Source organism: Arthrobacter sp. 05N33_2, from assembly GCF_056397425.1.
Genome location: NZ_JBFTNJ010000007.1, coordinates 1 through 26,317, shown reverse-complemented (window position 1 = coordinate 26,317; position 26,317 = coordinate 1). Strand labels below are relative to the sequence as shown.

The window sequence follows — 26,317 nt, the reverse complement described above, 5'->3', positions numbered from 1 at the left end:
CGTGAAACAGACACTCATTTCCAAGGGTCTCGGCAATGCCGCGACCACGGCGGTCCGCCTCCTGTTCGCCGCCGTCGCCGCCTTCCCCATCGTGTTCATGATGGTGTCCTCGCTCAAGCCGGACCAGCAGATCTTCGGCGACATGTCCTCGGTGGCGGCGTTCCTGCCGGTCGGCAACATTTCACTGGACAACTACGCTGCCGTGTTCGACCGGGTGCCGGCCGCCCGCTTCCTGATCAACTCCATCGGCATTTCCGCCGTCACGGTGGTGCTCGGCATCTTCATCAACAGCCTCTGCGCGTTTGCCCTGTCCCGGATGGAGGTCCGCGGCAAGCGCGTGGTGTTCACCGCGATCCTCGCCACCCTCATCGTGCCCTTCCAGACGCTGGCGCTGCCGCTGGTGTGGTGGGTCAACCAGCTGCCGTACTTTGAGCTCAACGGGTTCAGCCTCGAGATCTCGAAGGGCTGGCTGGACACCTACCAGGTCCAGATCATCCCGTTCATCGCCAACGCGTTCTCCATCTACCTGTTTCACCAGTACTTCGAGTCCATCCCGAAGGAACTGGACGAGGCCGCCCGGATCGACGGCGCGGGCTGGTTCACCATCTACCGCAAGGTGGTGATGCCGCTCGCGGGACCGGCCACCGCCACCGTGGCCATCCTGACTTTTCTGCCCGCCTGGAACTCCTACCTCTGGCCGCTCATGGTGGTCCAGTCCGAGGAACTCCGCCCGGTGATGATCGGCATCCAGTACTTCTTCCAGCTCAACGTCTCCTGGGGCGAGGTGATGGCTTACGCGTCCCTCATCACCATTCCCGTGGTGGTCCTGTTCATCGCGTTCCAGCGATCCTTCATCAACAGCATCGCCTCCAGCGGCGTCAAGGGCTGACCAGCCTCCTCACGCGAAAGCCTGCAAAGAACCCTCATGAAAGCATTCACAGAACTCGACTGCCAGTACCGGCCAAAGTGGCACTACTCGGYGGAGCGCAACTGGCTCAACGACCCCAACGGGCTGGTCTACGCCAACGGCATCTACCACCTCTTCTACCAGCACAACCCGCACGGCGAGGAGTGGGGCAACATGTCCTGGGGCCACGCCACCTCCACGGACCTGCAGCACTGGGACGAACAACCCGTGGCCATCGCCTGCGATGAGCAGGAGGCCATCTTTTCCGGCTCCGCGGTGGTCGATGTCCACAACACCAGCGGTTTCGGCGTCGGAGGCGTGCCCCCGCTGGTGGCCATCTACACCAGCGCGTACTCGCCCGCCTCACCGCTCGCCGGACGGCAGGCACAGTCCCTCGCCTACAGCACGGACGACGGCGCCACCTGGACCAAGTACGCCGGGAACCCGGTGCTGGACCGCGCCTCCGCGGACTTCCGCGACCCCAAGGTCTTTTGGCACGACGGCGCCGCCGGCAGCTACTGGGTGATGGTCGCCGTCGAGGCGGTCCACCACGAGGTGGTCCTTTACAAGTCGGCTGACCTGTTGGTCTGGGAGTACCTGAGCACCTTCGGCCCGGCGAACGCCACGGAAGGGGTGTGGGAATGCCCGGACCTTTTCGAACTGCCGGTGGACGGCGACGCCTCCAACACCCGGTGGGTCCTGGTGGTCAACCTGAGCCCCGGCGGCATCGCCGGCGGATCGGGCGGCCAGTACTTCATCGGAACCTTCGACGGCGTGACGTTCCGTTCCGAAACCACCGTCACCGACGGCGTGCAGGCCGACGACAGCCGGATGGCCGACTACGGGTGGCTCGACTGGGGCCGGGACTACTACGCGGCCGTGTCGTTCAGCAACGTCCCGGACGGACGGCGGCTCATGATCGGCTGGATGAACAACTGGCAGTACGCCGCCTCAACGCCCTCGGACGGCTGGCGCAGCGCGATGTCCCTGGTCCGCGAGGTCAGGCTGGTGTGCCGCGGCGGCCGCCCGGTGCTGGTGCAGGAGGCGGTGGACCCGTTCCACACCCACGGTACCGAGGTGTTCGCGCTGGACCGGCAGCCGTTGGCGGACGGGGTGACCTGGCTTCCGGCCGAGGCCTGCGGTGATGTGCTGCGCATCGATGCGGACTTCGAGCCCGGCGCCGCCGGCAGGGTGGGTCTGGTGCTCCGGGCCGGCGGCGCAACGGACGGGGAATCCGGCTCCAGGTCCGGGCCCGGAGCCGGAGCGCGCACTGTCCTGGCCTACGACTGCCGCACGGCGGAGCTCAGCCTGGACCGGACCGAATCCGGCAACGTGGGGTTCCACGAGTCGTTCCCGTCGGTGGAGCACGTTGCCGTGTCCTTGGAGGACGGCCGGCTAAGGCTCCGGGTCTTCCTGGACCGCTGCTCGGTCGAGGTCTTCGCGCAGGACGGCCTGGCCACCATCACCGATCTGGTCTTTCCCGCGAACTCCGGCACCGCCGTCGGGCTGCTGGCCGAAGGCGAGGGCAGCACCCTGGCGGGCCTCGCCGTCCTCGCCTGAGCGGCTGAAAGGGCCCAAAGCCAGCGACGGCGGGGGGCAGATCCGTGTTGAAACGAAGCCGGTCCGCCGGACCGCTGCCGGCCATCTGCCGTTCACCTGCCCGTATCGGGGATTAATTACCGGGAAGTAGCGTTGCGATCTCTTGTTGAGATCCAACCTTTGAGAGGCTCCCGAATGAGCACGACTCACACCCGAGGCATCCTCACGGCCGCCGCAGCAATCGTCCTGGCCGCGTCCGCAATCAGCATCACCGCGGCCGCCCAGGCCGCAGACAATCCCACCGGCGCCGGCAACCACGGTGACAGGAACACGGCCCTGGCCGACGCCTTCAACGGCGTTGACCGGAACACGAACTGGCAGCAGACGTCGAAGCTGAAGCTGAATTTCCCGACGTACCACACGGAGGGAATCGCCTACAGCCAGGACCACATCTTCCTCTCGGCCGTTCAGATCATCGAACCGACCGTGAAGTTCCCGACCCCGCAAAACGGCTTCGACCGAACCCCCGGCAAGGGCGTCGGCCACCTGTTCGTCATGGACAAGTCCGGCGCCCTGCAAAAGGACATCGTCCTGGGAGAGGGCGACATGTACCACCCCGGCGGCATCGACTTCGACGGCACCAGCGTCTGGATCCCCGTGGCCCAGTACCGGCCGGACAGCAGCGCCATCATCTACCGAGTCGACGCGACCACCCTGGACGTGCACAAGCAGTTCGAGGTGAAGGACCACTTCGGCGGCATCGTGATGGACAAGCAGACCGGCCACCTGGTCGGCAACACCTGGGGCTCGYGCCGCTTCGCCGAATGGGATCTGCAGGGCAAGCAGCTCTCGACCTGGCAGAACCCGAACTACTTCATCGACTACCAGGACTGCCAGTACGTGGCCAACTCCCGGATGCTCTGCAGCGGGATCACCAACCTCCCGCAGACCCCGGCGGCCGGCGGCACCGGCGCCACCTACGAACTCGGCGGCATGGCGATGATCGACCTCAAATCCCGCAGCGTAATCCGCGAGGTCCCCTTCCAGCAGTGGTCCACCGCAGGCCATGTGGCCACGCGCAACCCGTTCAAAATGACGGCCGACGGCGGGCACCTCACCATGAAGGTGGCCCCCGACAACGGCGAGGAAGGCAACGGCACCGAAATCCTCACCTACGAGGCCACGGTCACGCCGGCCAAGTAACGCAGGCCGCTCACCCAAGCAGCATACGAATGCCTGCCATCAGCCGCCGGCATCCCTGAACACCAACGATTGGCTACCCCCATGCCTCATCCAGCACAACGATTCACCCGGAAGCGGGTCGCCGCCACGGGCGCGGCAGCCCTGGCCGCCTCGGCACTGACAGCCGGAATGTTCGGTATCGGCGCAGGTCCGGCCTCCGCCGGTGAAAACCACAACGGTACCGCGACGCCAATCAAGCACGTGGTGGTGATCTTCCAGGAGAACGTTTCCTTCGACCACTACTTCGCCACCTACCCCAAGGCCGCCAATCTCCCGGGTGAAACCCAGCAGGGCACCGGCACCGCGACGGCCTCCTTCACCGCCGCCAAAAACACCCCCAAGGACATCAACACTCTGGCCACCGCCGGCCTCCTGGCACCGAACAACCCCAACTCGGCGCAGCCTGCCCGGCTCTCGCCGGCGCAGGCCGTCACCTGCGACCAGGACCACGGATACACCGCCGAGCAGAAGGCATACAACGGCGGGGCGATGGACAAGTTCGTCGAGTTCACCAGCCGCGACGCCTGCGGCACCAACCAGTACGGCCGCCCCGGCCTCACCATGGACTACTACGACGGCAACACCGTCACCGGCATCTGGAACTACGCCCAGAACTACTCCATGAGCGACAACCACTTCAGCACTGTCTTCGGACCCTCCACACCCGGGGCGCTGAATCTGGTATCCGGCCAGACCCACGGGGCCACCGAGTACACCGCCGCAGGACAACCTGTGGCCACCCCGGCGGCCGGGAGCAGTGCTGTCAGCCTGCCTGATGCGAACGGCGTCGGCACCGTCATCAACGACCCGGACCCGGTCCACGACGACTGCTCGAACAGCAGCCACGCCAAAACCGGCAACCTGGCCGGCATGAGCGGCAGGAACATCGGCGACCTGCTCAACGCCAAGGGCACGTCCTGGGGCTGGTTCCAGGGCGGTTTCACGCCGACCACCGCCGCGACCGCGGACTCCCCGGCGTCGTGCCTGTCCAGCCACACGAACGCCGCCGGCGCCAGCGTGGTTGACTACTCCCCTCACCACCAGCCGTTCCAGTACTACGCCTCCACCGCCAACCCGCACCACCTGGCACCGGCGTCCGACGCGGAAATCGGCCACAACGGACAGGCGAACCACCAGTACGACCTCACCGCGTTCAACAAGGTGGTCAACACCGACAACATGCCCGCCGTGTCCTTCCTGAAAGCGGGAATGTTCCAGGACGGCCACGCCGCCTACTCTGACCCGATCGACGAGCAGAACTTCATCACCAGCACCGTGAACCAGATCCAGAAATCCCGGAACTGGGACAACACTGCCGTGGTGCTTGCCTACGACGACTCGGACGGCTGGTACGACCACGTCGCCGCCAAGGCAAAGAACTCCTCCAACACCGCCGACGACGACGCCTGGTGCCAGCACGCCGCAGCCAGCGGCGTCCCGATGGCCGGCGGCTACGCTGACCGCTGCGGCCCCGGCCCGCGCCAGCCGCTGGTAGTCATTTCCCCCTACGCGAAGAAGAACTTTGTGGACCACACCCAGACCGACCAGGCGTCGATCCTGCGCTTCATCGAGGACAACTGGCACACCGGCCGGATCGGCGACGCCTCCGCCGACGCCACCGCCGGGTCGGTGAACGCCATGTTCAACTTCGGCAGACAGCGCAACGACCAGGTCCTGCTCAACGAACAGACCGGCGCCGTCGCCTCCACCGAACACGGCAACAACAATTCCCACAACAACTCCGGAAAGTAAACACCTGCAACAGCACGGTCCTGGACCGCCGGCAAAACACCCCCCTTGGAACGCCACCCGGCTAACGGCCGGGTGGCGTTCCTGTCCGCGCCGCCTCAACGACTCGTCCTCCCACCGAAGCATCAACAGTTTGTTGACAACAGGATGTTGATGCCAGAAGCTGGTGGTGTTGAGGGGTGCCGAGCCGACGGGAAAATGGAGTCTGGAATGAACGAGACCGACTGGACCCGTCCGGGCGGCGACGCTGCGGAGGCTCAGCGCCAAAGCCAGGCCACGCGGATGTTGCTGGACCGGGGCGCTTCCGAACTGCCGCCCCGGCCCTGGCTCGATGAGCGGCAGCCCCCTTCGGCGAGTGACCTGATCCAGCACGTCCTGTGGCGGTCCAACGGGACCGACCGCGGAGAGCCGGTGGATGGTCTGGACGTGCGGGCCGCCCTCACCCTTGTGTCAGCCGCGCGGGCAGAGACGGATGGCCTGGAAACGGCACTCCTGTTCCTGGCGCGGGCCGAGGGGATGACCTGGCCCCAGATTGCCCAGAGCCTTGGTCTCCGCTCGGCGCAGGCCGCGCAGCAGAGACTGGATCGGCTGTCCGGCAGGCCCGAGACGGGTGTGGTGGGCTGACGTGGAATTCACTCCTCAGGCCAGTGCCGGAAGGGAAGGCCGCGATCCCGCCGGCGCGGTTCTCACCGGCATCGGCGCCAGCCCGGGCACCGCCTGCGGGACGGCCCGGACAGTTCACAGCGTCGACGAATTCTCCGCGGCGGCCCCCGGCGACGTTTTGGTCTGCCGCACCACTGACCCCGCCTGGACGCCACTGTTCGGGATCGCCGCTGCCGTCATCACAGAAACGGGCGGGATGCTCTCGCACGCCGCCATCGTGGCCCGCGAACAGGGCATCCCCGCCGTTCTGGGGGTAACCGGCGCGCTGACCCGCATCACGGACGGAACGACGCTCGTGGTCGACGGAACCCACGGAACCGTCCACGCGAAACCAGCAGGTCCCGGAGCGGGTCCATGAGCCCGCAGCAGCCATCCATGCTGCTCACCCTCCACGCCCTGAGGCTGCTCGGCTTCGCTGACACTGAGTCAGTTGCCGCCCGGTTTGGCCAGGATCTGCACGACGTCGAACGGCTCCTCATTGACGCCGGCGCGAACGGGTGGGCGTCGCGCTCCTCATTCGGCGGAAACCGGGGCTGGTCCCTGACCGTGGCCGGCAGGACTGAAAACGAACGGCTCCTGGCCGAGGAGCTGGACAGCGTGGGCGGCCAGGCAGCAGTCACCGCCGTGCACGCGAAGTTTGCACCGCTGAACGCAGGAGTCGTGGCCGCCTGCAGCAAACTCCAACTCCGCCGGCTCGCCGAGGGAATTCAGCCCAACGATGGGATCGACGAGCCGACACAGCAAACCTTCACCCAGGCGTTGGCGTCCTTCAGCGATCTGGAAGTCCGCCTGACCGCTGTGTTGCCGCGGTTCAGCGGATACGCGGAACGCCTCGAGCTGGCAGTGGAAAACGCAGCCACGGAGCCAGCGTGGCTCACCGCCACAGACCGCGACTCCTTCCACCGCATCTGGTTCGAATTGCACGAAGATCTCATCGCCACCCTCGGCATCCGGCGATGAACGCCCCAGCACGACCCCAAAAGTGACAGCGGAACCGCGGTCAACCGGTGCTGGATGACCCGCGCGCGGCGGCTTGGACCTGGTTGACGGGTTTGGTGGCGGGCATGCCGAGCACGGCGATGACGGTGAGGACGGCGGCGATCATGACGGCCAGGAACACGGCGGATGAGGCCGCCACGATGGTGTGGGGATCCGTGTCGCCGTGCGGGGTGCCGGCGTAGACAGCGTTCGCTATCGCGCCGAAGACGGCGACGCCGATGGAGCTGCCGATCGACCGGGCGAAAAGGTTGGTGCCAGTGACCACGCCGCGCTCGTTCCATTCGACGCTCGTCTGGGCGGCGATCAGGGTGGGGGTCGCGACCAGGCCGAGTCCGAGCCCGACGATGAAGCAGCTGACGGCGACCAGCGCAACGTTGGGGACGGAGGCCGTGACGGCCAGGACCGCTGTGCCGATGACGGTGACCGCGATGCCGATCAGGGCAGTGTTCCGGAACCCGATGCGCAGATACAGGCGGCCCGATTGGGAGGCACTGATCGGCCAGCCGATGGTCAGCGCTGCCAGGGCGAGTCCGGCCACGATCGGGGAGGTCGAGAGGGCTCCCACGAGGAACGTCGGAACGTACGAAGTGATGCCCAGCATGACCGCTCCGACACCGAAGGCGACCATCGCCGTCGTCGCCAGCAGCCGCCGGGAAACCACCCACGGCGGCAGCACCGGCTCCGCCGCCCTCCGTTCGACGAGGATGAACGCGACGAACAGGAGGGCACCGCCGGCGAACACTGCGTCGCTGATGGCGGAGTCCCAGGCCCAGGCCTGGCCGCCCTCGAGGGCCCCGAGAATGAGCAGGGTGAGCGACACGGTGAGCAGCCCCGCGCCGAGATAGTCGACCCGGTGCTTTACGGGCTCGATGTTCTCATGGAAGGACCGGACCAGCATCCATCCGGCCACCAGGCACAGCGGGATGTTCACAAGGAAAATGCCGCGCCAGATGCCGAGTGAGGCAAACACTCCCCCGAGCGTCGGACCCACCACTGATGAGACCGCCCACACGCTCGCCAGGTAGCCCTGCACCTTTGCCCGCTCGGCGAGGGTGTAGATATCGCCGGCGATGGTGATGGCCATCGGCTGGACCGCGCCCGCGCCCAGGCCCTGCACGACGCGGAAGGCGATGAGGACCGGCATGCTCCAGGCGACTCCGCAAAGGATCGAGCCGAGCAGGAACAGGCCGATTCCGATCAGCATGATCGGCTTGCGGCCGATGGTGTCGGAGAGCTTCGCGTAGACCGGGACGGACACGGCCTGCGCCAGCAGATAGGCGGAGAAAAGCCAGGGGAACGAGGTGAACCCGCCTATGTCGTGCACGATCGCGGGCACTGCTGTCGCCACCACGGTCGCGTCGATCGCCACCAGGCCGGTGGAGAGCATCAGGGCGATGAGGACGGGTCCGCGTTTGGAGCGGAAACCGACTCCCTCGGCAGGCATGGTGGTCACGTGCATCACTCCCATCGGCGCCCGAAGCGCGGTGCGTGAACCGGTTACGGCCCCGACAGCATAACTTCCCCGTTCGACAAATTAGTCCCGGTCCAGGATCTTGCAGCCCGGGCAGACGGGAGATTGACCGGCTTGTCCCTTCAAATGGCGTTCCACCGCGGCTTCCTGATCTGTGAACTATTCCGAAGAACTCCGATGACACAAATGATCAGAAGGCTTAGCATTATGGCGGGGGACGGGCTGATCAAACCCACAGGCGTATCCGCGTGACGGTCTCATATTCGACCAGAGGATCCGCCATGAACCAAAAGCGAATTGCCGCCACCGTCTTCTGTTCCCGCCTCACGTCTCGCGACACGGGCATGGCCGTCGTCATGTATCTGTTCATGGCGAAGCTTTGGATGATGCACAGGCGCATTTCCGGCTTCCTGGTCTTTCTCGTCGGCGTCGCCGCTGCACTGACGCTGACATCGGCGGCCAGTCCTATGCCTACTCCATCTGCCACATTGAARAGCGATGCCGAGGGGTCCAAGGCTGCTCTCGTGCGAATCGACCTCCTTGCCATCGCGGAGATCGCCCATATTGACCACAGCACAGGCGAGGTAGTGATCTCCCGTGGCCGGTCCACAGTGCCGCTCGGTTCCGCTACCGGCGTCGTCGTTTCAGCAGACGGGATTGTGGCGACCACCTGGGAGAATCTTGCCGTCGACGAGGGCGCTGTGGCCGCTTACAGCGCGAACGAGCTCTTCGCCAAAGTGATCGGAGTGCCGATCGTTGGAAACGGCGGGAATCCGCTGCGGCGAGGCTCGACGCCTGATCGATACTGGGCGCCGCACCTGCAGCACTGCTACGACCAGGTGGAGCACTGTATCGTCTTTCGCGTCCCCCAGTACCGGGTGCACACTTACACGGCGGAGCCTGCGACCGTCATGGCCGAACTGCTCAACCACCCGACCGGGCCCAAGGACATCGCGTTGCTCAGGATCAGTGGCGGCGGTGGCGCGCCGACAGCCACGCTGGCCGCGCCGGCCGCAGCACCAGGTGCGAATCCCGTACTGGTCGGCTTCACCGAGGATCCGAGCCCTAAGGCGGGACCGGCGCAGTTTCCGGTGGCGGTGGACACCGCCGCGGGCCGAATCCGCTCTAGTCAGGACCTTGCCGGGCCGCTCGACGCCGGCGTGTCCGGCGGCCCCGTGCTCGACGGGGCAACCGGCCAGGTCCTCGGCCTGATGGGGCCCCGCCAGCCAGACGGCCAGGGCACTCTGGTGCCGGCCGCGTCTATTCAAGCAGCGATGGCCGCGGCGGGCGTTGAGGCCTCCCCATCGAAGTTCGATGCTGTATTCCGGCGGGGCATCGATCACCTCTCATCGGGCATGGGCGGATCGGCCGAGAGCGCACTCGAAGAGTCCTTGACCTACTTCGATTCCGCCTTGGCGACAAGTTATCTTGAGCAGGCCCGAAAAATGAGTAGCGAGCACCCGATGGGAGACCAGACGACCGCCGCCGCAGACGCTGGCAAGGACGGCCCCCTGCAGGCTGCCCTCCTGCCCGGCTTCGCCGGATTCCTGCTCCTGGCCGGAATCCTGGCCGTACTGGTCCTGCGTCGCGGCAGGGCGTCAGCCGCTCGGGGCGTCGGCGGGGCCCCGCCTCGCCCCGCTGGCCGTTCAAGCTCAAAGGGTGCCGAAGGGAGACCTGTTGCCCCTCTGAAACCCCAAACCGGCGAGAGCCAGACCGCAATGACCCGGGCTGCGCGGGCTGATGAAGATCAGGTCCTGCGACAGCAGGCCGGACACGGCGGGACGGGCCCCGTGCGGACCGAAGCAGCCGGGCACAAGAGTTCTCCTCCGTCGCAATCTCCGGCATCTGGCGGGCGAGGTCAGCCGGCTTCGGGGGCGACCGGGGACGTAAATACGGGCCCAGATGGTGGCGAAACCCGCACGGCCGGACCGCTGGCACCCCGCGCCGCGGAGAGACAGGGCAGGACGTTTTGTTCCCAGTGCGGCAGATCAGTGCGCCCCGGAGCGCGGTTCTGCTCCAGCTGCGGTTACCCGGTCGGGTGAACCGTGGAGCCCGTTCAGGATTACCTCTATCCCGGGGCAGAATTCGCGGGTTATCAGATCCAGTCCCTGGTCGCCCGCGGCGGCATGGGAGTCGTGTACCGGGCGCTGGACGTGCAGCTCGGCCGACCCGTCGCACTCAAGCTCCTGGCCCCGGAACTTGCAGCCAACGAGAAGTTCCGCCAGCGGTTTGTCCGTGAGTCCCGGCTCGCCGCCTCGGTGGACCACCCCAACATCTTGCCGATCTACGCTGCCGGGGAATGGTCGGGACTGCTCTACATCGCCATGCGCTTTGTGCACGGCACTGATCTCAAGGCAGAACTTGACGCACGCGGCCCTCTCCCGCTGACCGAGGCCTTGGGCATTCTTTCCCACACGGCCGCGGCCCTGGACGCCGCGCACGGCGCGGGCCTTGTCCACCGGGACGTCAAGCCCGGCAACATACTGCTCTCTGACGACCCGGCAAACGGCCATCGGCTCGTCTACCTCACGGACTTCGGTCTCACAAAGCGCACCACCTCCGCCACGGGCGTGACGACGGCCGGTCATTTCCTCGGCACCTTGGACTACGTCGCACCCGAGCAGATCCGCGGCGGGACCATCGATAGTCGGGCCGATGTGTACGCGCTGGCGTGCGTGGCCTACACGCTGTTCGCAGGCCACCCGCCGTTCGACCATGACGACGACTCGGCCCAACTGTGGGCACACATGACCGAGGAGCCGCCGCGCCTCACCTTGGAACGGCCGGAGGTCCCTCCTGCAATGGAGGCTGCCATCGTCAAAGGCATGGCGAAACAACCCGAGGACCGGCCTCCAACATGCGGCGCGCTCGTTACCATGATGTCCGGCGGCCCGCCTGGCAAGGTTGTTCCAGCGCAGCAGCCCCGAGGCGCGGGGAAACACGCAGTCCCGCCCCGCGCCACTACACCCGGCAAGGACAACGACGGCGGCGCCCCGGTGGAAGTGGGGACCCTCGCCCGCGCGGGCGGGAACGCCCACTTGGGCGGACGCTCCACCGGGTCCCGGGGTAGGCGCGCTGATCGGCGGCCGGGCCGGGCCGCACGGCTGACTCTGCTAGGCGGGGCGCTCCTCCTCCTAATCCTCGCCATCCTCGCCGGYGCGCTGCTCCCGCCGATGCTGTCTGGAGAAAAGTACGTGACCTTTCGTGCGGATGGCGTCCCGTACACCCTCGATGTCCCGCAGAGCTGGACCGCTCGAACTCACGAAGCGGGCGACAGCACCGTCAGTGTGCTCTCGGACGCGGACCTGACGGCGCTTTTCGCCGACGAGCCGGACGCTCCGGCTGCCGCGGCCCGAACGGCCAGTGAACCGGAGAAAGTCGCCGGACTCGCCATCTACCACCGGCCCGCCGGGCTGACCAATCAATCCCCCACCGCCCGCGTCCGCACGGCGGAGGCGCTCCTGCCCGGCCGGGACGCGCATCTGGTGGACCGCGGGCCGGCTACCGTCGGGGAGGTTAAGGGGCAGGCCATGGAGGGGACGATTCCCCTCTCATCCGCCGTCACGCTGCAGGTCCSGGTCTTCGTCGTTGAGACCGATCCGGTCCAACTCCTGGTTTTTTTCGCCCCCTCGTCGCTGTTCGAGCAGCGCACGGAAACTTTCGATCACGTCGTCGGTTCTCTACGCCGGACGAAGTAAGGAAGGTCGCCATGCCGGACCAAGTGCCACCCCCGGACGGAACTGCGCTTTTCGTGCGCGCAAATGGCCGTGAGTGGAGCTTTCCGCCGCAGCAGACAGTTCAGGTTGGTCGGGATGCTGGCGCCGATGTCCCTATCGATGACGATCGTGTCAGCCGCGAACACGTCCGGCTCTGGCACAGCGAGGGCAGATGGTGGGCGGCAGATCAGGCAAGCCGCAACGGCACCTGGGACATGGAGTCGGACCGGGTGCTGGACGGCCCGGTGCCGCTACTCACCGGCGGGCTTCGGCTCCGTCTTGGCGCTATGGACGGACCCGAGGTGCTCCTCAGGGCCCACCCGCCCGGACAGCCGGTGAGGCCACGGATGCTCACCCTTGGGCGGTCACACTCGTGCGACGTTGTGGTGGATGACCCCCTCGCGTCCCGGAGTCACGCCGTGGTCGAGGTCGGCGAAGCCGCCGTCCTGCGCGACGCCGGCAGCTTCAATGGAACATTCCTCAACGGGGAACGCGTCCACGGTGACGCCCTGCTCTCAATCGGTGACCTCATCGGTATCGGATCGAGCACTTTACTCTGGGACGGCGCCACCGCGGCCATGCCGCCACCGCAACGTCCCGCGTTCAGCGCCCGGCACCTGGAGGTCACCACCAAGACTGGCGCCCACCTGATGGACGATGTGTCCATCACCGTCCCGGCCGGGACGCTCGTGGCGGTCATAGGGCCTTCCGGCGCTGGCAAATCCACCCTCCTGGGCGCCCTTACCGGGCTGCGTCCGGCCACTCGCGGGCACGTCAGCTGGAACGGGCGGGATCTCTACGCCGAGTACGCCCAGCTCCGGTTCCTGGTGGGCCTGGTTCCCCAGGAGGACATCCTCCACCGGCAACTCACTGTCCGCCGCGCGCTCCATTTCGCCGCTCAGTTGCGCCTGCCCCCAGACACTAGCTCCGCAGAGCGCGACGAACGGGTCAATCAAGTCGTCGCCGAGGTCGATCTGACGAACCAAATCGACCAGCGCATCGATTCCCTCTCCGGTGGGCAACGAAAGCGGACCTCGATCGCCCTCGAGCTGCTCACAGCGCCCCAGCTGCTCTTTTTGGACGAACCTACCTCCGGGCTCGACCCCGGCCTGGACAAGCAGGTCATGGGCAGCTTGCGCTCACTCGCCGACGCCGGCCGCGTCGTGCTGGTGGTCACCCACAGCGTCCTGGCCCTGGACGAATGCGACCGTGTGCTGGTCCTCGCCCGGGGCGGACGCGTGGCGTTCTTTGGACCACCGGCCGAAGTACTCCCATTCTTCGGTGTGGACAACTACCCTGCGGCGTTTGCGGCACTCGAGGACCCGACGTGGGTGGGTAAATACGCCCAATCGCCTGCTCGTGACGCGTACATAGGAAGGACCGCTTCAGCCAAAGTGCCCGTACCTGTGGGCGACACGCCCCCTCCGCCCCGCGCGGCCCCGCTGCGCCAGTTGTGGACGCTGATGCGGCGCAACGCCGCCGTCGTCGCCGCAGACCGCCTCTTCGTGGTCCTCCTTGTCGGCATGCCGATGCTGCTCGCCCTGATGGCGCACGCCTTCCCCGGCGAGGCCGGGCTGTCCATGCGGGAGGCCGGGGGCGATCTGTATCAGGTCCAACAGCGGCTCATTGTCCTGGTGGTCGGAGCAGCGCTCATGGGAACAGCCCTCACGGTGCGCGAACTGGTCGCGGAACGGCCGATCTACCGGCGGGAACAGGCCGTTGGCCTCTCCCCTACGGCTTACCTGCTCGGCAAGTTTGTGGTGCTTGGCGCCTTGGTCGCAATCCAGTGCATCCTGTTCACCGTGATGGCTCTCCTCGGTCTGCCGGGACCGGACGATGCCTTGGTACTCGGCAATGGGCACCTGGAGATTGCGGTGGCTGTGGCAGCGGTTGGCGTCGCCATGACCGCCGCCGCGCTGGTGATCTCGGCTGCCGCGACATCGACTGAACAAACCATGCCTGCGCTCGTCGCCTTGGTGATGGCTCAATTGGTCCTTTGCGGTGGGCTGTTCGCTATCCAAGGCCGCGCCGGACTTGAGGAGGTGTCGTGGCTGCTCCCTGCACGTTTTGGCTACGCGGCTGCGGCGGCCACTGTCGGGCTCCAGAAACCGCCAGCACCCGAAGTGGACACGCTCTACGACCCGACAGCCGAGCAATGGCTCACAGACACCGGGTTCCTCGGAATTCAAGCCGTCGCGTTCCTCGCACTGGCCTATTGGGCGTTGCACCATTCTGTCAACCGAAACCCTTGGCGGTGAGATCGAACTGCGGTCAAACCCCGACGGCGTGGCCAATTACCCCGCCAGTGGTGGAGAGTCGCCGCGGATCTATTGGGCCCAGTCGGCGTCGTCGTAGGGGCGTCCGCGGAAGTGGGCGCGGAGGTATTCGCCCACCACGGCAGCGCCCAGGTCTCCGGCCTCGGGCGCCACCACGCGGCCGTCGATGCGGCGGGCCATCCGCTGGACGAAACGTTCCAGGGAAGGGTCGTCGCCGAGCCGGAAGAACGTGGCCTGCGTGCCGGCGCGGGCCAGGCGGTCCAGTTCGGCGACCGTGACGCGGATGGTCTCCGGGTCCGGCGGCCAGCAGAACCAGGACTCGCCGTCGGCCAGCAGGTGCGCGGTGGGTTCGCCGTCGGTCACCACGAGGAGGACGGGCTGCATCGACGGGTGCTGACGGAAGAACCGGCCGGCCAGCAGCAGGCCGTGGTGCAGGTTGGTTCCCTGCTCCCGCAGGGCCGGCAGGGCCGTGAGCTCGCCAATGTCCATGGTCTGCGCGTAGCGGCCGAACGTGATCAGCTGCAGCCGGTCGCCGCGGAACCGGGTTGAGACGAGGTGGTGCAGGGCGAGGGCGGTGCGTTTCATGGGCACCCAGCGTCCCTCGGCGGCCATCGAGAAGGACACGTCCGCAAGCAGGACGACGGCGGCCTGCGTGCGCGCCTCCGTCTCCGTGACTTCGATGTCGCCCACGGCGAGGCGCAGTCCGCGGCCCGGGTCACCGCCGTCGGCGATCGTGCGGCGGATCGCGTTGGTGATGGTGCGGGTGACGTCCCACGGTTCGGCGTCGCCGAACTCCCATTGGCGGCTGGAGCCGGTCTGCTCCCCGGCCGCCCCGGCAACCCGCGTGTCCCGGCGGCCCTGCCGGCCGGAGAGCTGCTTGGCGGTGTCCCGCAACAGCGACCTGCCGAGCCGCCGCATGGCCTGCGGGGACAGCCGGAGATCGCCGTCGGCGCCGCGCTGGAGGAAACCGCCGTCCTGCATTGCCCGTTCGATCTCCGCGAGGGTGCGGGCCGTCACGGCGGCATTCTGTCCGAGCTGGCGGGCGAGGGCGTCCAGGTCCAGGTCATCGAGGCGTGACCCGCTGTAGGCCGGGGAGAGCTGTTCGGCCAGCTCGTCCAGTTCGGCGATGTCCTGGAGCACGCCGGTGCCGTCGCCGAGTCCGAGTCCTTCCTCGCCCTCGAAGCGTTCGGAGCCGGACCAGTCCTCGCCGGGGCGCAAAGCCTGCAGGTTGGAATCGAGTTGGCCCAGCTGTGCCATAAGCTCGGGCGAGCCGAACGCCTGGGCGGAGAGCCGCATCAGCTCCTCGCGCTGCTCGGCGGACATGGATTGCAGGAGCCGCTGGGCGGCGGCCGCGCGCTGGGCGAGCGCGTCCACCAGCTCCTCGACCGACTGCGGGTTCTCCGGGAAGAACTGGCCGTGCTTGGCCATGAATTCCTGGAAGTCCGCGTCGGTGTCCTCACCGCGGCGGTGTTTGCCGAGGAGCCCGTTGAGGTCCTGCAGCATCTCGGCCACGGCCGCGCGGTCCTCCTCGGTGGCGCCTTCGAGGGCCTCCTTCATGCCGGCGAACCGCTGGTCCAGGAGTTCGCGGCCGAGCAGGTCCTTGATCCGCTCGTAGGCCTCCCGCGCGGTGCTCGACTGCCAGTCATAGGAGGCGAGCTCGTTGACCGCCGCCGCCGTGGAGCGCGGCAGGTTCTGCAGTTGCATCTCCCGGAAGGCGCGGTCGGTGTCGTCCATCATCGCGTCGCGGGCGAGCTGCTTGCGTTCCTCCAGCACCGCAGTCTCAAGCAGCTTCTGGACTTCGCTGAGGGTGCCGTCCAGGTTGTGCCGGCCCAGCAGTTCACTGCGCCGCTGCTGGACGCGGCCGGCGAGCTCGTCGAGGCCTTCCCGGTTCCGGCCGCCGCGGCGCAGGAACTCCCGGAGGGCGTGCCGGGGCGAGTAGCCGGCCATGACGTCCTCGGCGACGGCGTCCAGCGCCTCCGCCAGGTCCACCGGCGGGGCGAGCGGATCCGGTCCTCCCGTGTACCGGCCGTACCTGGACCGGTTGTGAGCGGTCATGAGGCCTCCTTAGCCGTAAAGCTGCCTACCCGTAGATCGTCTCCTCGTCGTCGGACTCCTTGGAGATCCGCCGGGCGAGGTAGAGCCCTTCCAGTGCAAGTTCGACGGCGGCGGCGCGCTGCCCGTCGTTTTCCGCGCCCAGGCGCTCACTGATGTCGTCGTAGAGGCTGGATCCGTTGAGGGACGGCAGGTTGTGGAGGAACTCCCGCGCAGTGACCAGTTCACCGGTGGTGACCGTGGCGTGGCCGTCGAGCGCGGCCACGAGCGGGCCCATGTCCAGGCCGTGGAAGTGGGCCCGCACGGCTTCCGCGGTGGCCATGCGCAGGAGGTGGTCCAGGACGTCCTGTTCCCGGCCTTCCTCGCCGGATTCGAACTCGATCTTCCCGGCGAGGACGTCCACGGCGGCGTCCAGGTCGATGATCCGGGCGACGGCCTCGTCTTCGCCGCGCACGCTGGCCCGGCGCAGGGCCGCCGCGGCAACGGTTTCGGCGCCGGCGATGGCGAACCGCGCGGAAACCCCGGAGGTCTGGTTGACCGCCGGCGACTGCCGCAGCGCCCGGGTGTAGCGGGCCAGGATCTCGAGGATGACGGGCGGGACGCCGGCCACCAGCTGCCCCTCCTGCCGGATGACGGCGACCTCGTCGTCGAGCTCGATCGGGTAGTGGGTGCGGATCTCGGCGCCGAAGCGGTCCCGCAGGGGCGTGATGATCCGGCCGCGGTTCGTGTAGTCCTCCGGGTTGGCGGACGCGACCACCAGGACGTCCAGCGGCAGTCGCAGCACGTAGCCGCGGATCTGGATGTCGCGTTCCTCCATCACGTTGAGCATCGAGACCTGGATCCGCTCGGCCAGGTCGGGCAGCTCGTTGATGGCGATGATTCCGCGGTTGGAGCGCGGGACCAGGCCGTAGTGGATGGTTTCCGGGTCCCCGAGACGGCGTCCCTCGGCCACCCGCATCGGGTCGACGTCGCCGATCAGGTCCGCGACGGAGGTGTCCGGCGTCGCGAGTTTTTCGACGTACCGTTCCGAGCGGTGCCGCCACGCCACCCGAAGCCGGTCCCCCTCGGTGAGGGCCTGGGCGCGGGAGTGCTCCGTGATGGGTTCGTACGGGTGTTCGTTCAGTTCCGAGTCCTCGATCACCGGCGACCACTCGTCCAGCAGCCCGGCCAGGGTGCGCAGGAGCCGCGTCTTGCCCTGGCCCCGTTCGCCCAGCAGGACGACGTCATGCYCGGCGAGCAGGGCCCGCTCGAGCTGGGGCAGGACGGTCCGGCTGAACCCGAACATCCCGGGCCAGGGATCCCGGCCGGCGGCGAGCGCGGCGAGCAGGTTGTCGCGGATTTCGCGGCGCAGGTCCTTGTGGACGTGGCCGGAGGCACGCAGTTCACCAACAGTGAAGATATCGGGGCGATCACTCACTCCTCCACCGTAGACCTCTATCGTGCGGGGAATCGAGGGATTCTTGCAGATTCCTGCGCATTGGGGCGGGGTGCAAGAGAGCCGCCCGGGGTCCCCGGTCCGAGCCTGCGAGGGACGGGGCAGGCGGTGAGCGTTAGGCTGATTCTTGATGACTGCATCAACCGCGCCGAAACCATCTGCCGGGCCCTCACCCGAGCAGCAGGGCACGCTCCTGCTTCTCGTGCGCCACGGGGAGACGCCGACGACGGGCAGGTTGCTGCCGGGGCGGGCACCGGGGCTGCATCTGTCCGACCGGGGCCGGGACCAGGCTGACCGGGTCGCGGAACGGCTCGCGGGACTTCGGGTCGACGGCATCTACTCCTCGCCGCTGGAGCGCACCCGCGAGACGGCGGAGCCGGCGGCATCCCGCACCGGATTGGGCGTAAAGCAAGATGCCGGCCTGCTCGAATGCGACTTCGGCGAGTGGACGGGCGCCTCGCTGGCCGAACTGGCGCGCTTGCGGGCGTGGCAGACAGTCCAGCACAGCCCATCGACCTTCCGTTTCCCGAAGGGCGAGAGCTTCACGGAAATGCAGGCGCGGATTGTTGGAGCGCTTGAGGTGCTGCGCACAGCCCACCCCGGCGGCGTCGTCGTGTGCTTCTCCCACGCCGACCCCATCAAGGCCGCCGTCGCCCACGCCCTGGGCACGCCCCTGGACCTCTTCCAGCGGATCGTCATCAGCCCTGGCTCGGTGTCCGCCATCTCCTATGTGGACGGCCAGGGACCCGCCGTGCTCATGGTGAATTCGACGTCGGAACCCCTCAGCGGGCTGAGGACGCCGTGAATTCGGGACAGACTGTGGGACCGCCAGTGATACGGTACAGCCGGTGTCCGGCCGGGAGCTGACCCTGCTCGCCGGGGGCCGCGTCGAGCTGCTCGGACGTATCCCGCGCAGCAGCAACGAGACGTTCCTCGCCCAGGTCTCCTGCGGGGACGACGCCGCCTATGCGGTCTACAAGCCCGAGGCCGGGGAAAGGCCGCTGTCCGATTTCGAGCCCGGCCTCTACCGGCGGGAACGCGCCGCCTACCTGCTCAGCGAGTCCCTGGGCTGGGGTTTCGTCCCGCCGACCGTGATCCGCGAGGAAGCTCCGCTGGGGGTCGGGTCGCTGCAGTGGTTCATCGAGTGCGACTTCCGCGAGCACTACTTCACGCTGTTCGAGGACGCCCCAGAGACGCACCGCGACCTGGCGCGGATTGCCCTGTTCGACTACGTCGCCAACAACACCGACCGCAAGAGCGGGCACGTGCTGCGCGGCGACGACGGACGGGTCTGGGGCATCGACCACGGACTGTGCTTCTCCGCCGCTTTCAAACTCCGCACCGTGATCTGGGACTTCGCCGGCGAACCTATCCCCGATGCCCTGCTCGAGGACATCGCCCCGCTCGCCGAGGCCGCTCCTCCCGAGGTGGCCGAGCTCCTCGACGACGACGAGGTCACCGCCCTGCAGCGCCGCGTCCAGCGCCTGCTGCACGCCCGGGTCCTGCCGGTTGACCGCACCGGCATGCGCTACCCCTGGCCGCTCGTTTAAGCACCCGCCCGTCCGGGTGGCTCGGATATGCCGCCGGGGACCGCGGCCTGTCCAACGATCCCGCCATCTGGCGCAACGTCCGGACCGACGGCCAGCTAGAATCGGGCCCGTAAAATGGGGCCATGGTGAAATCCGCTCCGCGGTTCGCGGGATGAAGAGCGCTGGTGGCCGACTGCTGGCCGGACTTGAGCTCGACCGCGCAGCGGCTGAGCCTTTGCACCAGCAGCTGTATGCGCAGTTGCGCACCCAGATCCTGACGGGTTCAATGCCGAGCGGAACCCGCTTGCCCTCGACCCGCACACTCGTCACCGAGCTGGGAGTATCGCGGATCACTGTCGTGTCTGCGTTCGAGCAACTCACTGCTGAGGGCTTCCTGCGCTCACGTGCGGGTGACGGCACATACGTCGACACCCTGTGGAGCGATGCCGCCCCGCAGCGGCCGATGTCCCGGCCGCCGCTGTCCGAACGCGGAGCCGCCACCTCTTCGCGGGGCACCGACCTGTTCAGCGAGGCGCCGCACACGTGGGCGCCCGCCGAGACCGAATCGTTCGTTGCCAGCCAGGTTGCGTCCTCGGCTTTCCCCGCGGCGACCTGGAAGCGCCTGTTGGGGCGCCATGCCGGGCGCACCGATCCGCTTGCGATCGGGTACAGCGATCCCCACGGCTACCGCCCACTGCGGGAAGCGATCGCGGAATACGTCAACGACGTGAGAGCCCTGGGGTGCACGGCGGACCAGGTGGTCGTCACCTCCGGTGCGCAGCAGGCCTTCAACGTGCTGGCGGTTCTCCTGCTCGACGCCGGCGACCCCGTCGTCGTCGAGGACCCGGGGCACATCTCCGGACGGCTCGCCTTCCAGTCCCAGGGCTGTCCTGTCCGAGGCGTCCCAGTCGACGACGAGGGAGCAGTCCTCCCGGACGACGACGCGGCTCCGGCACGCCTGGCCTGTCTGACCCCCGCGCGGCAGCATCCGCTCGGCATTGCGATGAGCCCGGGGCGAAGGGCGGAGTGGATCGCGTGGGCGCAACGAAACGGGAGCTGGATCGTCGAGGACGACTGCGACAGCGAGCTGCGCTACCGCGGGAAATTCCTCCCCACCCTGTTCGGGCTCGATTTGAGCAGGCAGGTGATCACTGTGGGCTCCTTCAGCAAGGTGCTCGCGCCGTCGATCCGCCTCGGATACTGCGTGCTGCCGGAGGACCTGGTGAAGCCGTTCGCATCCGCATCATCGGTCATTGGGCGCCCGCCCGCGATGGTGCTCCAGATGGCCCTCACGGACTTCCTGTCGGAAGGGCATCTGCACGCCCACCTTCGCCGCACCCGGCGTCTCTACGCGGCACGTCAGGACGCCCTGCTCGAAGCAATCGATCACCAGTTGAGCCACAGGATTGAAGCCGCCCCGGTCGACGCTGGCCTGCACGTCATGGGTTGGCTCCGTGAACCGGTCGACGATATCGAGGTAGCCAGGGGACTGGCCGCGGGCCGGGTGTACACCTACCCCCTCGGCGAGTACCGGCTCACCCGGCAGCTGCCCCCGGCGCTGCTGATCGGGTTCGCCGGCACCGCGGAGGAGCACATGCCGCAGGCTGTCGGCAGGATGGCCGCCGCGTGGGACCGATGGGAGCGCATCGCCGCAGGTTCATGAATGGACTTAACGACTGTGGCCTTAATGGATCTTTTTTGGGATCCATTACCGGCGTACAAATGATGAGTGACATTCGCCACCACCCCTGACACGCCTCCCGAGGAGCCAACGATGCCCCCTGCCGACGCCCAATTTCAGGCGCTCCTAAGATCCCGCCTCAACCAAGAGGAGATCGAGTCCCTGCCCCGCCTGACCGACGAGCTGGCCCGGACCCTGATCGAACGGATCGACCGCGCCCCTCTGTTCGCCCACGCCTACGCCCTCCTTGGCAACCTGACCTACGGCGGGTACGGGCCCGATGACGTGCTCGACTTCGCGCATCGGCACGGCCTGGCCGGCGCCTGCATCCACCTCCTCGACGGCGAGGAGCGGAGCCTGGGCCGGATGAGCGAGAACAGGCTTCGCGAGTTCGCCGACCGCGCGCGCCACCTGGGTCTGGGGATCCACCTCGAAATCAGCACCACCCTGCGCGCGGACGTGGACGAGGTAGTCCGCATCGCGGGGGTCCTCGGCGTCCGGCACATCCGCGTCTACTCGCGCTTCGAGGGCACGCTCTCGCAGGTGATGACACTAATCGAGCAGGACCTGCGCCGGCTCGCCGTGCTCGCAGACGAGCACGATCTGCACTTCTCCTTCGAGCAGCACGAGGAACTGCGCTCCACCGAGATCGCCGAGTTGCTGCGCCGGGTCTCCCATCCGCGCCTGCACGCCATGTTCGATTTCGGGAACATGATCAATGCCTGCGAGCGTCCCATGGATGCCCTCTCCGCGCTCGCGCCGCACATCCTGCAGGTTCACCTGAAAGGGGTCCATGTTCTTCCCGAGGGAGACGGATACGGTCACCGCGGTGTCCTGCAGGGAAGCCCCGAGGACGACTTGCCCGGTGCGCGGATGCTCTTCGAGCTCCTGATGCTCGGCGAGGACGAGCCTCAGGTCATCGCCCTGGCCCTCGAACAGGAAAATCTTTACTACGCTCCCGCCTTCCGCCACGCCGGCGAAGGCGCGGACCCGTTCATCCCGTACCGCGATCTGAGCACTACCGGCATCCCGCCCGGATGGACCCGGGATGAACTGCTCGCTGCAGAACCCGGCTGGGCCGACCACCAGGTGGCCCACGTGAAGGAGCTGCTCGCCTCGCTGCGCGACATCGCCGTCGCGCAGCTCGACACAACGAAGTCCCTGGCAGGTGCACGATGACCACATTGACTCAGACCCCCGGGAAGTCCACGAACCGCGTCGACTGGAGCAAGTGGATCCGCTTCGCTCTGCTCGTCATGGCGGGCGGCACCATCTACAAGCTCGCCAACCTCAAGGACGCGTTCTACGTCCCCATGCAGGAGGCAATGGGCCTCAGCCACACTGAGATCGGCACCCTGCTGAGCGTCAACTCGATGGTCGCGACGGCGCTCTTCATCGTCGGCGGCTACCTCGCCGATCGCTTCTCCACGCGGATCCTCATCCCGCTCGGACTCGTGGGCACCGGAGCGCTGGGCCTGTTCCTCAGCACGTTCCCCGGCTTCAGCACGCTCCTGCTCCTGTTCGCGCTGCTCGCCGTGTGCTCGGACTGCCTGGTCTGGCCCGCGTTGCTGAAGAGCATCCGTCAGCTTGGCGGCTCGAAGGAACAGGGGCGGCTCTTCGGCCTCCTCGAGGGCGGTCGCGGCGTCGTCGACACTGCCGTGGCGTTCTCCGCGCTGGGAATTTTCGTCCTGCTCGGTTCGGGTACCGGCGGATTCCGTGCGGCCATTGCCTTCTACGCCATCATTGACGTCGTCGTCGGCGTGCTGTTGTTCCTGCTGCTTCGCAGTCAGCCAAGCAATCAGWCAAGCGAGCAGGCGAGCGAGCAGCCCGTGGCGAAGAAGCAGAAGGCCGGCCTCGGCGAAATCTGGCGTGCCGCTCAGCAGCCGCAGCTGTGGTGGGTGAGCTTCACCGTGTTCATGGTGTACGTCGTGTACTGCGGCCTCACCTATTTCATCCCGTATTTGACCTACGTGTACGGGCTGCCTGTCGCGCTGGTCGGCGCCTACGGCATCATCAACCAGTACGGCCTGAAAATCATCGGTGGCCCGATCGGCGGAGTCCTCGCGGACAAGGTGGTCAAGGGTGCGAGCCGGTACATCCGGTTGGCGTTCCTGTGCCTGATCCCGGTGGTGGCGGTGCTGCTGCTCCTCCCGGCCGATCCCGGCAGCCAGATCCCGGCGATGATCGTGACCCTGCTGTTCTCGCTTATCGTCTTCACCATGCGGGGTGTGTTCTGGGCGCCGATGGACGAGGTCGGGATTCCGGAGGAGACCAGCGGCACGGCTTTCGGAATCGCATGCCTGGTCGGTTATGCACCAGGGATGTTCGCTTTCATCGTCTACGGGACAATCCTCGACGCAAATCCGGGAGCCGCCGGTTACCACATCGTGTTCCTCGTGCTCGCGGCGCTCGCCCTCGTGGGAGCGGCCGTGTCCAGCGGGCTCGTGCGAGCCGCCCGGGCCCGACGGGCTGCGGCCGAGGTTTGATCGTGTACCGGACGACGGCGGGGACTTCCCGCCGTCGTCCGCTTCCGTTTTGGTGAGGTGCTGGACAGCGCGGGCGAGCCGCCGTCGGAGGCATGGATGGCGCCGAAGATCTACCGTGAGAAGCGTCTCAAATTATTACGGAGGCAGCCGGGTGCAACCCGCCGGCAGGGTAAAGTTATCTGTTCGTAACATTTATCTGACTGAAATGTGTTTGAAGATGCCTGCAGACTCCGCTATTGAAGACAAGCCGAAACAGCTCCTCGGGCTAAGTGGCACCCAGACTATTGGCTCGGCGTTGGCCGCGGTGACCTCTGCCTTGGTGGGGTCCTTTCTAGGCGTTGCCGGGACGCTTATTGGCGCCGCACTCGGCTCCATCGTTGCCACGGTGGGCGCCGCCCTGTATGCCCGGACACTCAGTTCGGCCGCCACCGTGGCAATGACGAAAATCCCAAAGCGACGCAGGAGTGGACTGCCCGCTGACGACGCCGGCATGCTGGCCGCCAGCGCCCCGGCCGAAAGCGACGGACCTCAAGCCAACCGGTTGAAGAGGCAGGTCACCCCAAAGACCTGGATTAAGATCGGGGCGGTCAGTGCTGCCGCATTCGTGATCGCGATGGTCGGTGTCACTGCAGTCGAATTCGGAACCAACAAGCCCATCTCCAGCCTGGTCTCGTCGGCGTCGAGCATCGACGGTGCGGCTGGCCCCACGACGACGCTGGGCACGGCCCTGGGTGGCACTCCGACTGTCCCGGACAAAACGGACGCATCGACCAAGGACGTGACGGAAGGACCCGGGCAAGTCGCGCAAGTGCCCGGGCAGGTCGAGCAAGGTGCCACCAAGACAGATGGCCTGACCACGGAGGGTAGCCCCAGTGGCACGGACAGCGGCTCGGCCGGAACCGCAGTGCCGGGAGCCGGCGCACCAAGCGACACCACGCCGGCGGACGTCGCCCCCGCAACCGAACAGACCCCGCAGCCTGCCCCCGCAACCGAACAGACGCCGCAGCCCGAGGTGTCCTCGGATTCGGGATCGGCCGAGCAGCCCGCACCGTAATGGCGATGATAGGGATCAAGGACCGATAGGAACCTGTTAGGGATGGCGGGGTCGGGGCGGCGGTGTTGTGGCGGCTGGCTCATCCGACGAGGACCACCGTATTCTCAGCGGTCAGCCGGCATTTCGTTGCCGCGTTGAAGCAAAGGCATTCACGAGCTCCGGCTCAGTTGCCGGGGTCAACGCGACTGCTCGCCCGCAGGTAGTTTTGCCTGATGGCCGGGTGGAAGTCCGGGGCGGGTGCGGCGTCCACCGCGACCGGCCAATCCGGCCGGTTGCCGCTGGAGGCCCAGACTGCCTGGACGGCAGCACCCCGGGCCACGTACTCCCCCGGGCTCGGGACCACGACCGGCAGGTCGAAGACCTGGGCCGCGATGGCCTGCACCGCGGGGTTCTGCACGGCGCCGCCGATCAGCAGGAGCCGTGTTGCGGGGCTCCCTTGCGCCCGGAGGGCATCCAGGCCGCCGGACAGTCCGCAGAGCATGCCTTCGATGGCGGCCCGGGCCAGATTGCTCCTGGTGCTGGAGGCAATGCTGAGCCCGTGGAAGCTGGCCTTGGCGTGGGGCAGGTTGGGCGTGCGCTCACCTTCGAAGTAGGGCACGAGCACCACGCCGCCGGCGCCGGGTTCGGCGCCCAGGGCAAGTCGCGCAAGTTCGTCGAAGTCCACGCCCAGGATGCCTGCCACGGAGCCGAGCACGCGCGCGGCATTAAGCGCGACGGCGATGGGCAGGTATTCTCCGCTGGCGTCCGCGAAGCCCGCCACTGTTCCGCTGGGATCGGCGACGGCACGGGACGCCACCGAGAACACCGTGCCACTGGTGCCGACGGACACCACCACGTCCCCGGGTTCGGCCCCCAGACCCAGGGCGGCGGCCGCATTGTCTCCGGCGCCGGCACCGAGGAGAATGCGGTGCCCGGGTCCGGCCGGGCTTGATCCGGACTGGCCGGGCAACTGAGTCGCGGAGCCGAAGCAGCCGGGGTGAACCGCCCCGGCGGAGCCGCCGGGGCCCAGCACCCGCGGCAGAACCACGGTGCCTGRATCCCGGTGCCCGGCACCCCCGCCGGCTTCCCTGGCGTCCCGGCCGAAGGCCAGTTTGAACAGCTCCACATCGTATTCGCCGGCCGAAGGGCTCCAGTATCCGGTGCCGCTGGCATCGGAGCGGTCGGTGGTGAGCTGGTCCAGGTCCGGGCCCAGCGGGCTGGTTGCTGCCGGGCCGTAACCGCGGAGCCGCCAGGTCAGCCAGTCGTGGGGCAGCGCAACAGCCGCCACCCGGTCCGCCAGGTCCGGTTCGTGGTCCCGGACCCAGCGGATCTTGGTGATGGTGAAGGAGGCCACCGGGACCAGCCCGGTCCTGCGGGCAAAGTCGTCCGCCCCCACTTCGTCGGTGAGTGCGGCCGCTGCCGACGCCGATCGGGTGTCGTTCCACAGCAGCGCCGGGCGCACCACGTTGCCGTCGTGGTCCAGCAGCACCATGCCGTGCTGCTGTCCCCCCACCGAGAGCGCGCTGACGTCCGCCAGCC

20 protein-coding genes and 1 pseudogene are annotated in these 26,317 nt (G+C 67.5%); 17 read left to right on the top strand and 4 right to left on the bottom strand.

Annotation, left to right across the window (positions count from 1 at the left end; all coding sequences use genetic code 11):
• Nucleotide 1: 1 nt before the first annotated feature.
• The 7 genes from AC1DHX_RS06380 to AC1DHX_RS06350 all read left to right on the top strand — a co-directional run bounded on the left by AC1DHX_RS06380 (nucleotide 2) and on the right by AC1DHX_RS06350 (nucleotide 7,060).
• Nucleotides 2-889 (top strand): carbohydrate ABC transporter permease, encoded by an 888-nt coding sequence (locus AC1DHX_RS06380; protein WP_374706634.1) that lies wholly within the window; start codon nucleotides 2-4, stop codon nucleotides 887-889.
• A gap of 36 nt (nucleotides 890-925) precedes the next feature.
• On the top strand, nucleotides 926-2,467 hold the full coding sequence (locus AC1DHX_RS06375; protein WP_476899912.1) for a glycoside hydrolase family 32 protein: 1,542 nt from the start codon (nucleotides 926-928) through the stop codon (nucleotides 2,465-2,467).
• 174 nt (nucleotides 2,468-2,641) lie between these two features.
• On the top strand, nucleotides 2,642-3,649 hold the full coding sequence (locus AC1DHX_RS06370; RefSeq protein WP_476899911.1) for a DUF6454 family protein: 1,008 nt from the start codon (nucleotides 2,642-2,644) through the stop codon (nucleotides 3,647-3,649).
• A gap of 81 nt (nucleotides 3,650-3,730) precedes the next feature.
• Nucleotides 3,731-5,440, top strand: a complete 1,710-nt coding sequence (locus AC1DHX_RS06365) for a phospholipase C (protein ID WP_476859955.1) — start codon at nucleotides 3,731-3,733, stop codon at nucleotides 5,438-5,440.
• A 207-nt stretch (nucleotides 5,441-5,647) separates the two neighbouring features.
• Nucleotides 5,648-6,061, top strand: coding sequence for a hypothetical protein (locus AC1DHX_RS06360; RefSeq protein WP_476859956.1), 414 nt, complete (start codon nucleotides 5,648-5,650; stop codon nucleotides 6,059-6,061).
• A gap of 1 nt (nucleotide 6,062) precedes the next feature.
• On the top strand, nucleotides 6,063-6,458 hold the full coding sequence (locus AC1DHX_RS06355; RefSeq protein ID WP_476859957.1) for a PEP-utilizing enzyme: 396 nt from the start codon (nucleotides 6,063-6,065) through the stop codon (nucleotides 6,456-6,458).
• Nucleotides 6,455-7,060: a hypothetical protein gene (locus AC1DHX_RS06350; RefSeq protein WP_476859958.1), complete on the top strand. Its 606-nt coding sequence runs from the start codon at nucleotides 6,455-6,457 to the stop codon at nucleotides 7,058-7,060. Before AC1DHX_RS06355 ends, AC1DHX_RS06350 begins: the two co-directional genes overlap by 4 nt.
• Nucleotides 7,061-7,100: 40 nt before the next feature.
• Here the strand turns inward: AC1DHX_RS06350 and AC1DHX_RS06345 are convergent, their stop codons facing one another.
• Complete coding sequence (locus AC1DHX_RS06345; protein ID WP_476859959.1) at nucleotides 7,101-8,558, bottom strand: MFS transporter; 1,458 nt, start codon at nucleotides 8,556-8,558, stop codon at nucleotides 7,101-7,103.
• Between the two features lie 293 nt (nucleotides 8,559-8,851).
• Between AC1DHX_RS06345 and AC1DHX_RS06340 the strand changes: the two genes are divergently transcribed.
• The 4 genes and pseudogenes from AC1DHX_RS06340 (at nucleotide 8,852) to AC1DHX_RS06325 (ending at nucleotide 14,544) form a co-directional block, all read left to right on the top strand.
• Complete coding sequence (locus AC1DHX_RS06340) at nucleotides 8,852-10,612, top strand: zinc ribbon domain-containing protein (RefSeq protein ID WP_476859960.1); 1,761 nt, start codon at nucleotides 8,852-8,854, stop codon at nucleotides 10,610-10,612.
• A gap of 3 nt (nucleotides 10,613-10,615) precedes the next feature.
• Complete coding sequence (locus AC1DHX_RS06335; RefSeq protein ID WP_476899910.1) at nucleotides 10,616-12,268, top strand: serine/threonine-protein kinase; 1,653 nt, start codon at nucleotides 10,616-10,618, stop codon at nucleotides 12,266-12,268.
• An 11-nt stretch (nucleotides 12,269-12,279) separates the two neighbouring features.
• Nucleotides 12,280-12,486: pseudogene (locus AC1DHX_RS06330) on the top strand (FHA domain-containing protein); the annotation flags it as partial.
• 15 nt (nucleotides 12,487-12,501) lie between these two features.
• Nucleotides 12,502-14,544 (top strand): ATP-binding cassette domain-containing protein, encoded by a 2,043-nt coding sequence (locus AC1DHX_RS06325; protein WP_476899917.1) that lies wholly within the window; start codon nucleotides 12,502-12,504, stop codon nucleotides 14,542-14,544.
• 69 nt (nucleotides 14,545-14,613) lie between these two features.
• Here the strand turns inward: AC1DHX_RS06325 and AC1DHX_RS06320 are convergent, their stop codons facing one another.
• Together AC1DHX_RS06320 and AC1DHX_RS06315 are read right to left on the bottom strand one after the other, a co-directional pair.
• Nucleotides 14,614-16,617, bottom strand: a complete 2,004-nt coding sequence (locus AC1DHX_RS06320) for a vWA domain-containing protein (RefSeq protein WP_476859962.1) — start codon at nucleotides 16,615-16,617, stop codon at nucleotides 14,614-14,616.
• 25 nt (nucleotides 16,618-16,642) lie between these two features.
• Nucleotides 16,643-18,031 (bottom strand): sigma 54-interacting transcriptional regulator, encoded by a 1,389-nt coding sequence (locus AC1DHX_RS06315; RefSeq protein ID WP_476899909.1) that lies wholly within the window; start codon nucleotides 18,029-18,031, stop codon nucleotides 16,643-16,645.
• A gap of 148 nt (nucleotides 18,032-18,179) precedes the next feature.
• Between AC1DHX_RS06315 and AC1DHX_RS06310 the strand changes: the two genes are divergently transcribed.
• The 6 genes from AC1DHX_RS06310 to AC1DHX_RS06285 all read left to right on the top strand — a co-directional run bounded on the left by AC1DHX_RS06310 (nucleotide 18,180) and on the right by AC1DHX_RS06285 (nucleotide 24,799).
• Entirely contained in the window at nucleotides 18,180-18,854 is a 675-nt protein-coding gene (locus AC1DHX_RS06310) for an MSMEG_4193 family putative phosphomutase (protein WP_476849698.1), read from the top strand.
• A 43-nt stretch (nucleotides 18,855-18,897) separates the two neighbouring features.
• Nucleotides 18,898-19,599, top strand: a complete 702-nt coding sequence (locus AC1DHX_RS06305; protein ID WP_476849699.1) for an SCO1664 family protein — start codon at nucleotides 18,898-18,900, stop codon at nucleotides 19,597-19,599.
• Nucleotides 19,600-19,750: 151 nt separating this feature from the next.
• Nucleotides 19,751-21,241 carry a MocR-like pyridoxine biosynthesis transcription factor PdxR gene (gene pdxR / locus AC1DHX_RS06300; protein ID WP_476857603.1) on the top strand — a complete coding sequence of 497 codons (1,491 nt, stop codon included), beginning with the start codon at nucleotides 19,751-19,753 and terminating at the stop codon, nucleotides 21,239-21,241.
• Nucleotides 21,242-21,307: 66 nt separating this feature from the next.
• On the top strand, nucleotides 21,308-22,438 hold the full coding sequence (locus AC1DHX_RS06295) for a sugar phosphate isomerase/epimerase family protein (protein WP_476859963.1): 1,131 nt from the start codon (nucleotides 21,308-21,310) through the stop codon (nucleotides 22,436-22,438).
• On the top strand, nucleotides 22,435-23,745 hold the full coding sequence (locus AC1DHX_RS06290; RefSeq protein ID WP_476899908.1) for an MFS transporter: 1,311 nt from the start codon (nucleotides 22,435-22,437) through the stop codon (nucleotides 23,743-23,745). The genes AC1DHX_RS06295 and AC1DHX_RS06290 overlap by 4 nt, the downstream gene beginning before the upstream one ends.
• 217 nt (nucleotides 23,746-23,962) lie before the next feature.
• Nucleotides 23,963-24,799: a hypothetical protein gene (locus AC1DHX_RS06285; protein ID WP_476859964.1), complete on the top strand. Its 837-nt coding sequence runs from the start codon at nucleotides 23,963-23,965 to the stop codon at nucleotides 24,797-24,799.
• A 163-nt stretch (nucleotides 24,800-24,962) separates the two neighbouring features.
• Here the strand turns inward: AC1DHX_RS06285 and AC1DHX_RS06280 are convergent.
• Nucleotides 24,963-26,317, bottom strand: a 1,355-nt coding sequence (locus AC1DHX_RS06280; RefSeq protein ID WP_476899907.1) for an FGGY family carbohydrate kinase, incomplete at its 5' end; no start/stop codon positions are given.

Coding starts and splice junctions, on each gene's coding strand:
- AC1DHX_RS06365 (WP_476859955.1), top strand. CDS start 3,731: ATGCCTCATCCAGCACAACGATTCACCCGGAAGCGGGTCGCCGCCACG.
- AC1DHX_RS06360 (WP_476859956.1), top strand. CDS start 5,648: ATGAACGAGACCGACTGGACCCGTCCGGGCGGCGACGCTGCGGAGGCT.
- AC1DHX_RS06350 (WP_476859958.1), top strand. CDS start 6,455: ATGAGCCCGCAGCAGCCATCCATGCTGCTCACCCTCCACGCCCTGAGG.
- AC1DHX_RS06345 (WP_476859959.1), bottom strand. CDS start 8,558: ATGCACGTGACCACCATGCCTGCCGAGGGAGTCGGTTTCCGCTCCAAA.
- AC1DHX_RS06325 (WP_476899917.1), top strand. CDS start 12,502: ATGGAGTCGGACCGGGTGCTGGACGGCCCGGTGCCGCTACTCACCGGC.
- AC1DHX_RS06320 (WP_476859962.1), bottom strand. CDS start 16,617: ATGACCGCTCACAACCGGTCCAGGTACGGCCGGTACACGGGAGGACCG.
- AC1DHX_RS06310 (WP_476849698.1), top strand. CDS start 18,180: ATGACTGCATCAACCGCGCCGAAACCATCTGCCGGGCCCTCACCCGAG.
- pdxR (WP_476857603.1), top strand. CDS start 19,751: ATGAAGAGCGCTGGTGGCCGACTGCTGGCCGGACTTGAGCTCGACCGC.
- AC1DHX_RS06285 (WP_476859964.1), top strand. CDS start 23,963: ATGCCTGCAGACTCCGCTATTGAAGACAAGCCGAAACAGCTCCTCGGG.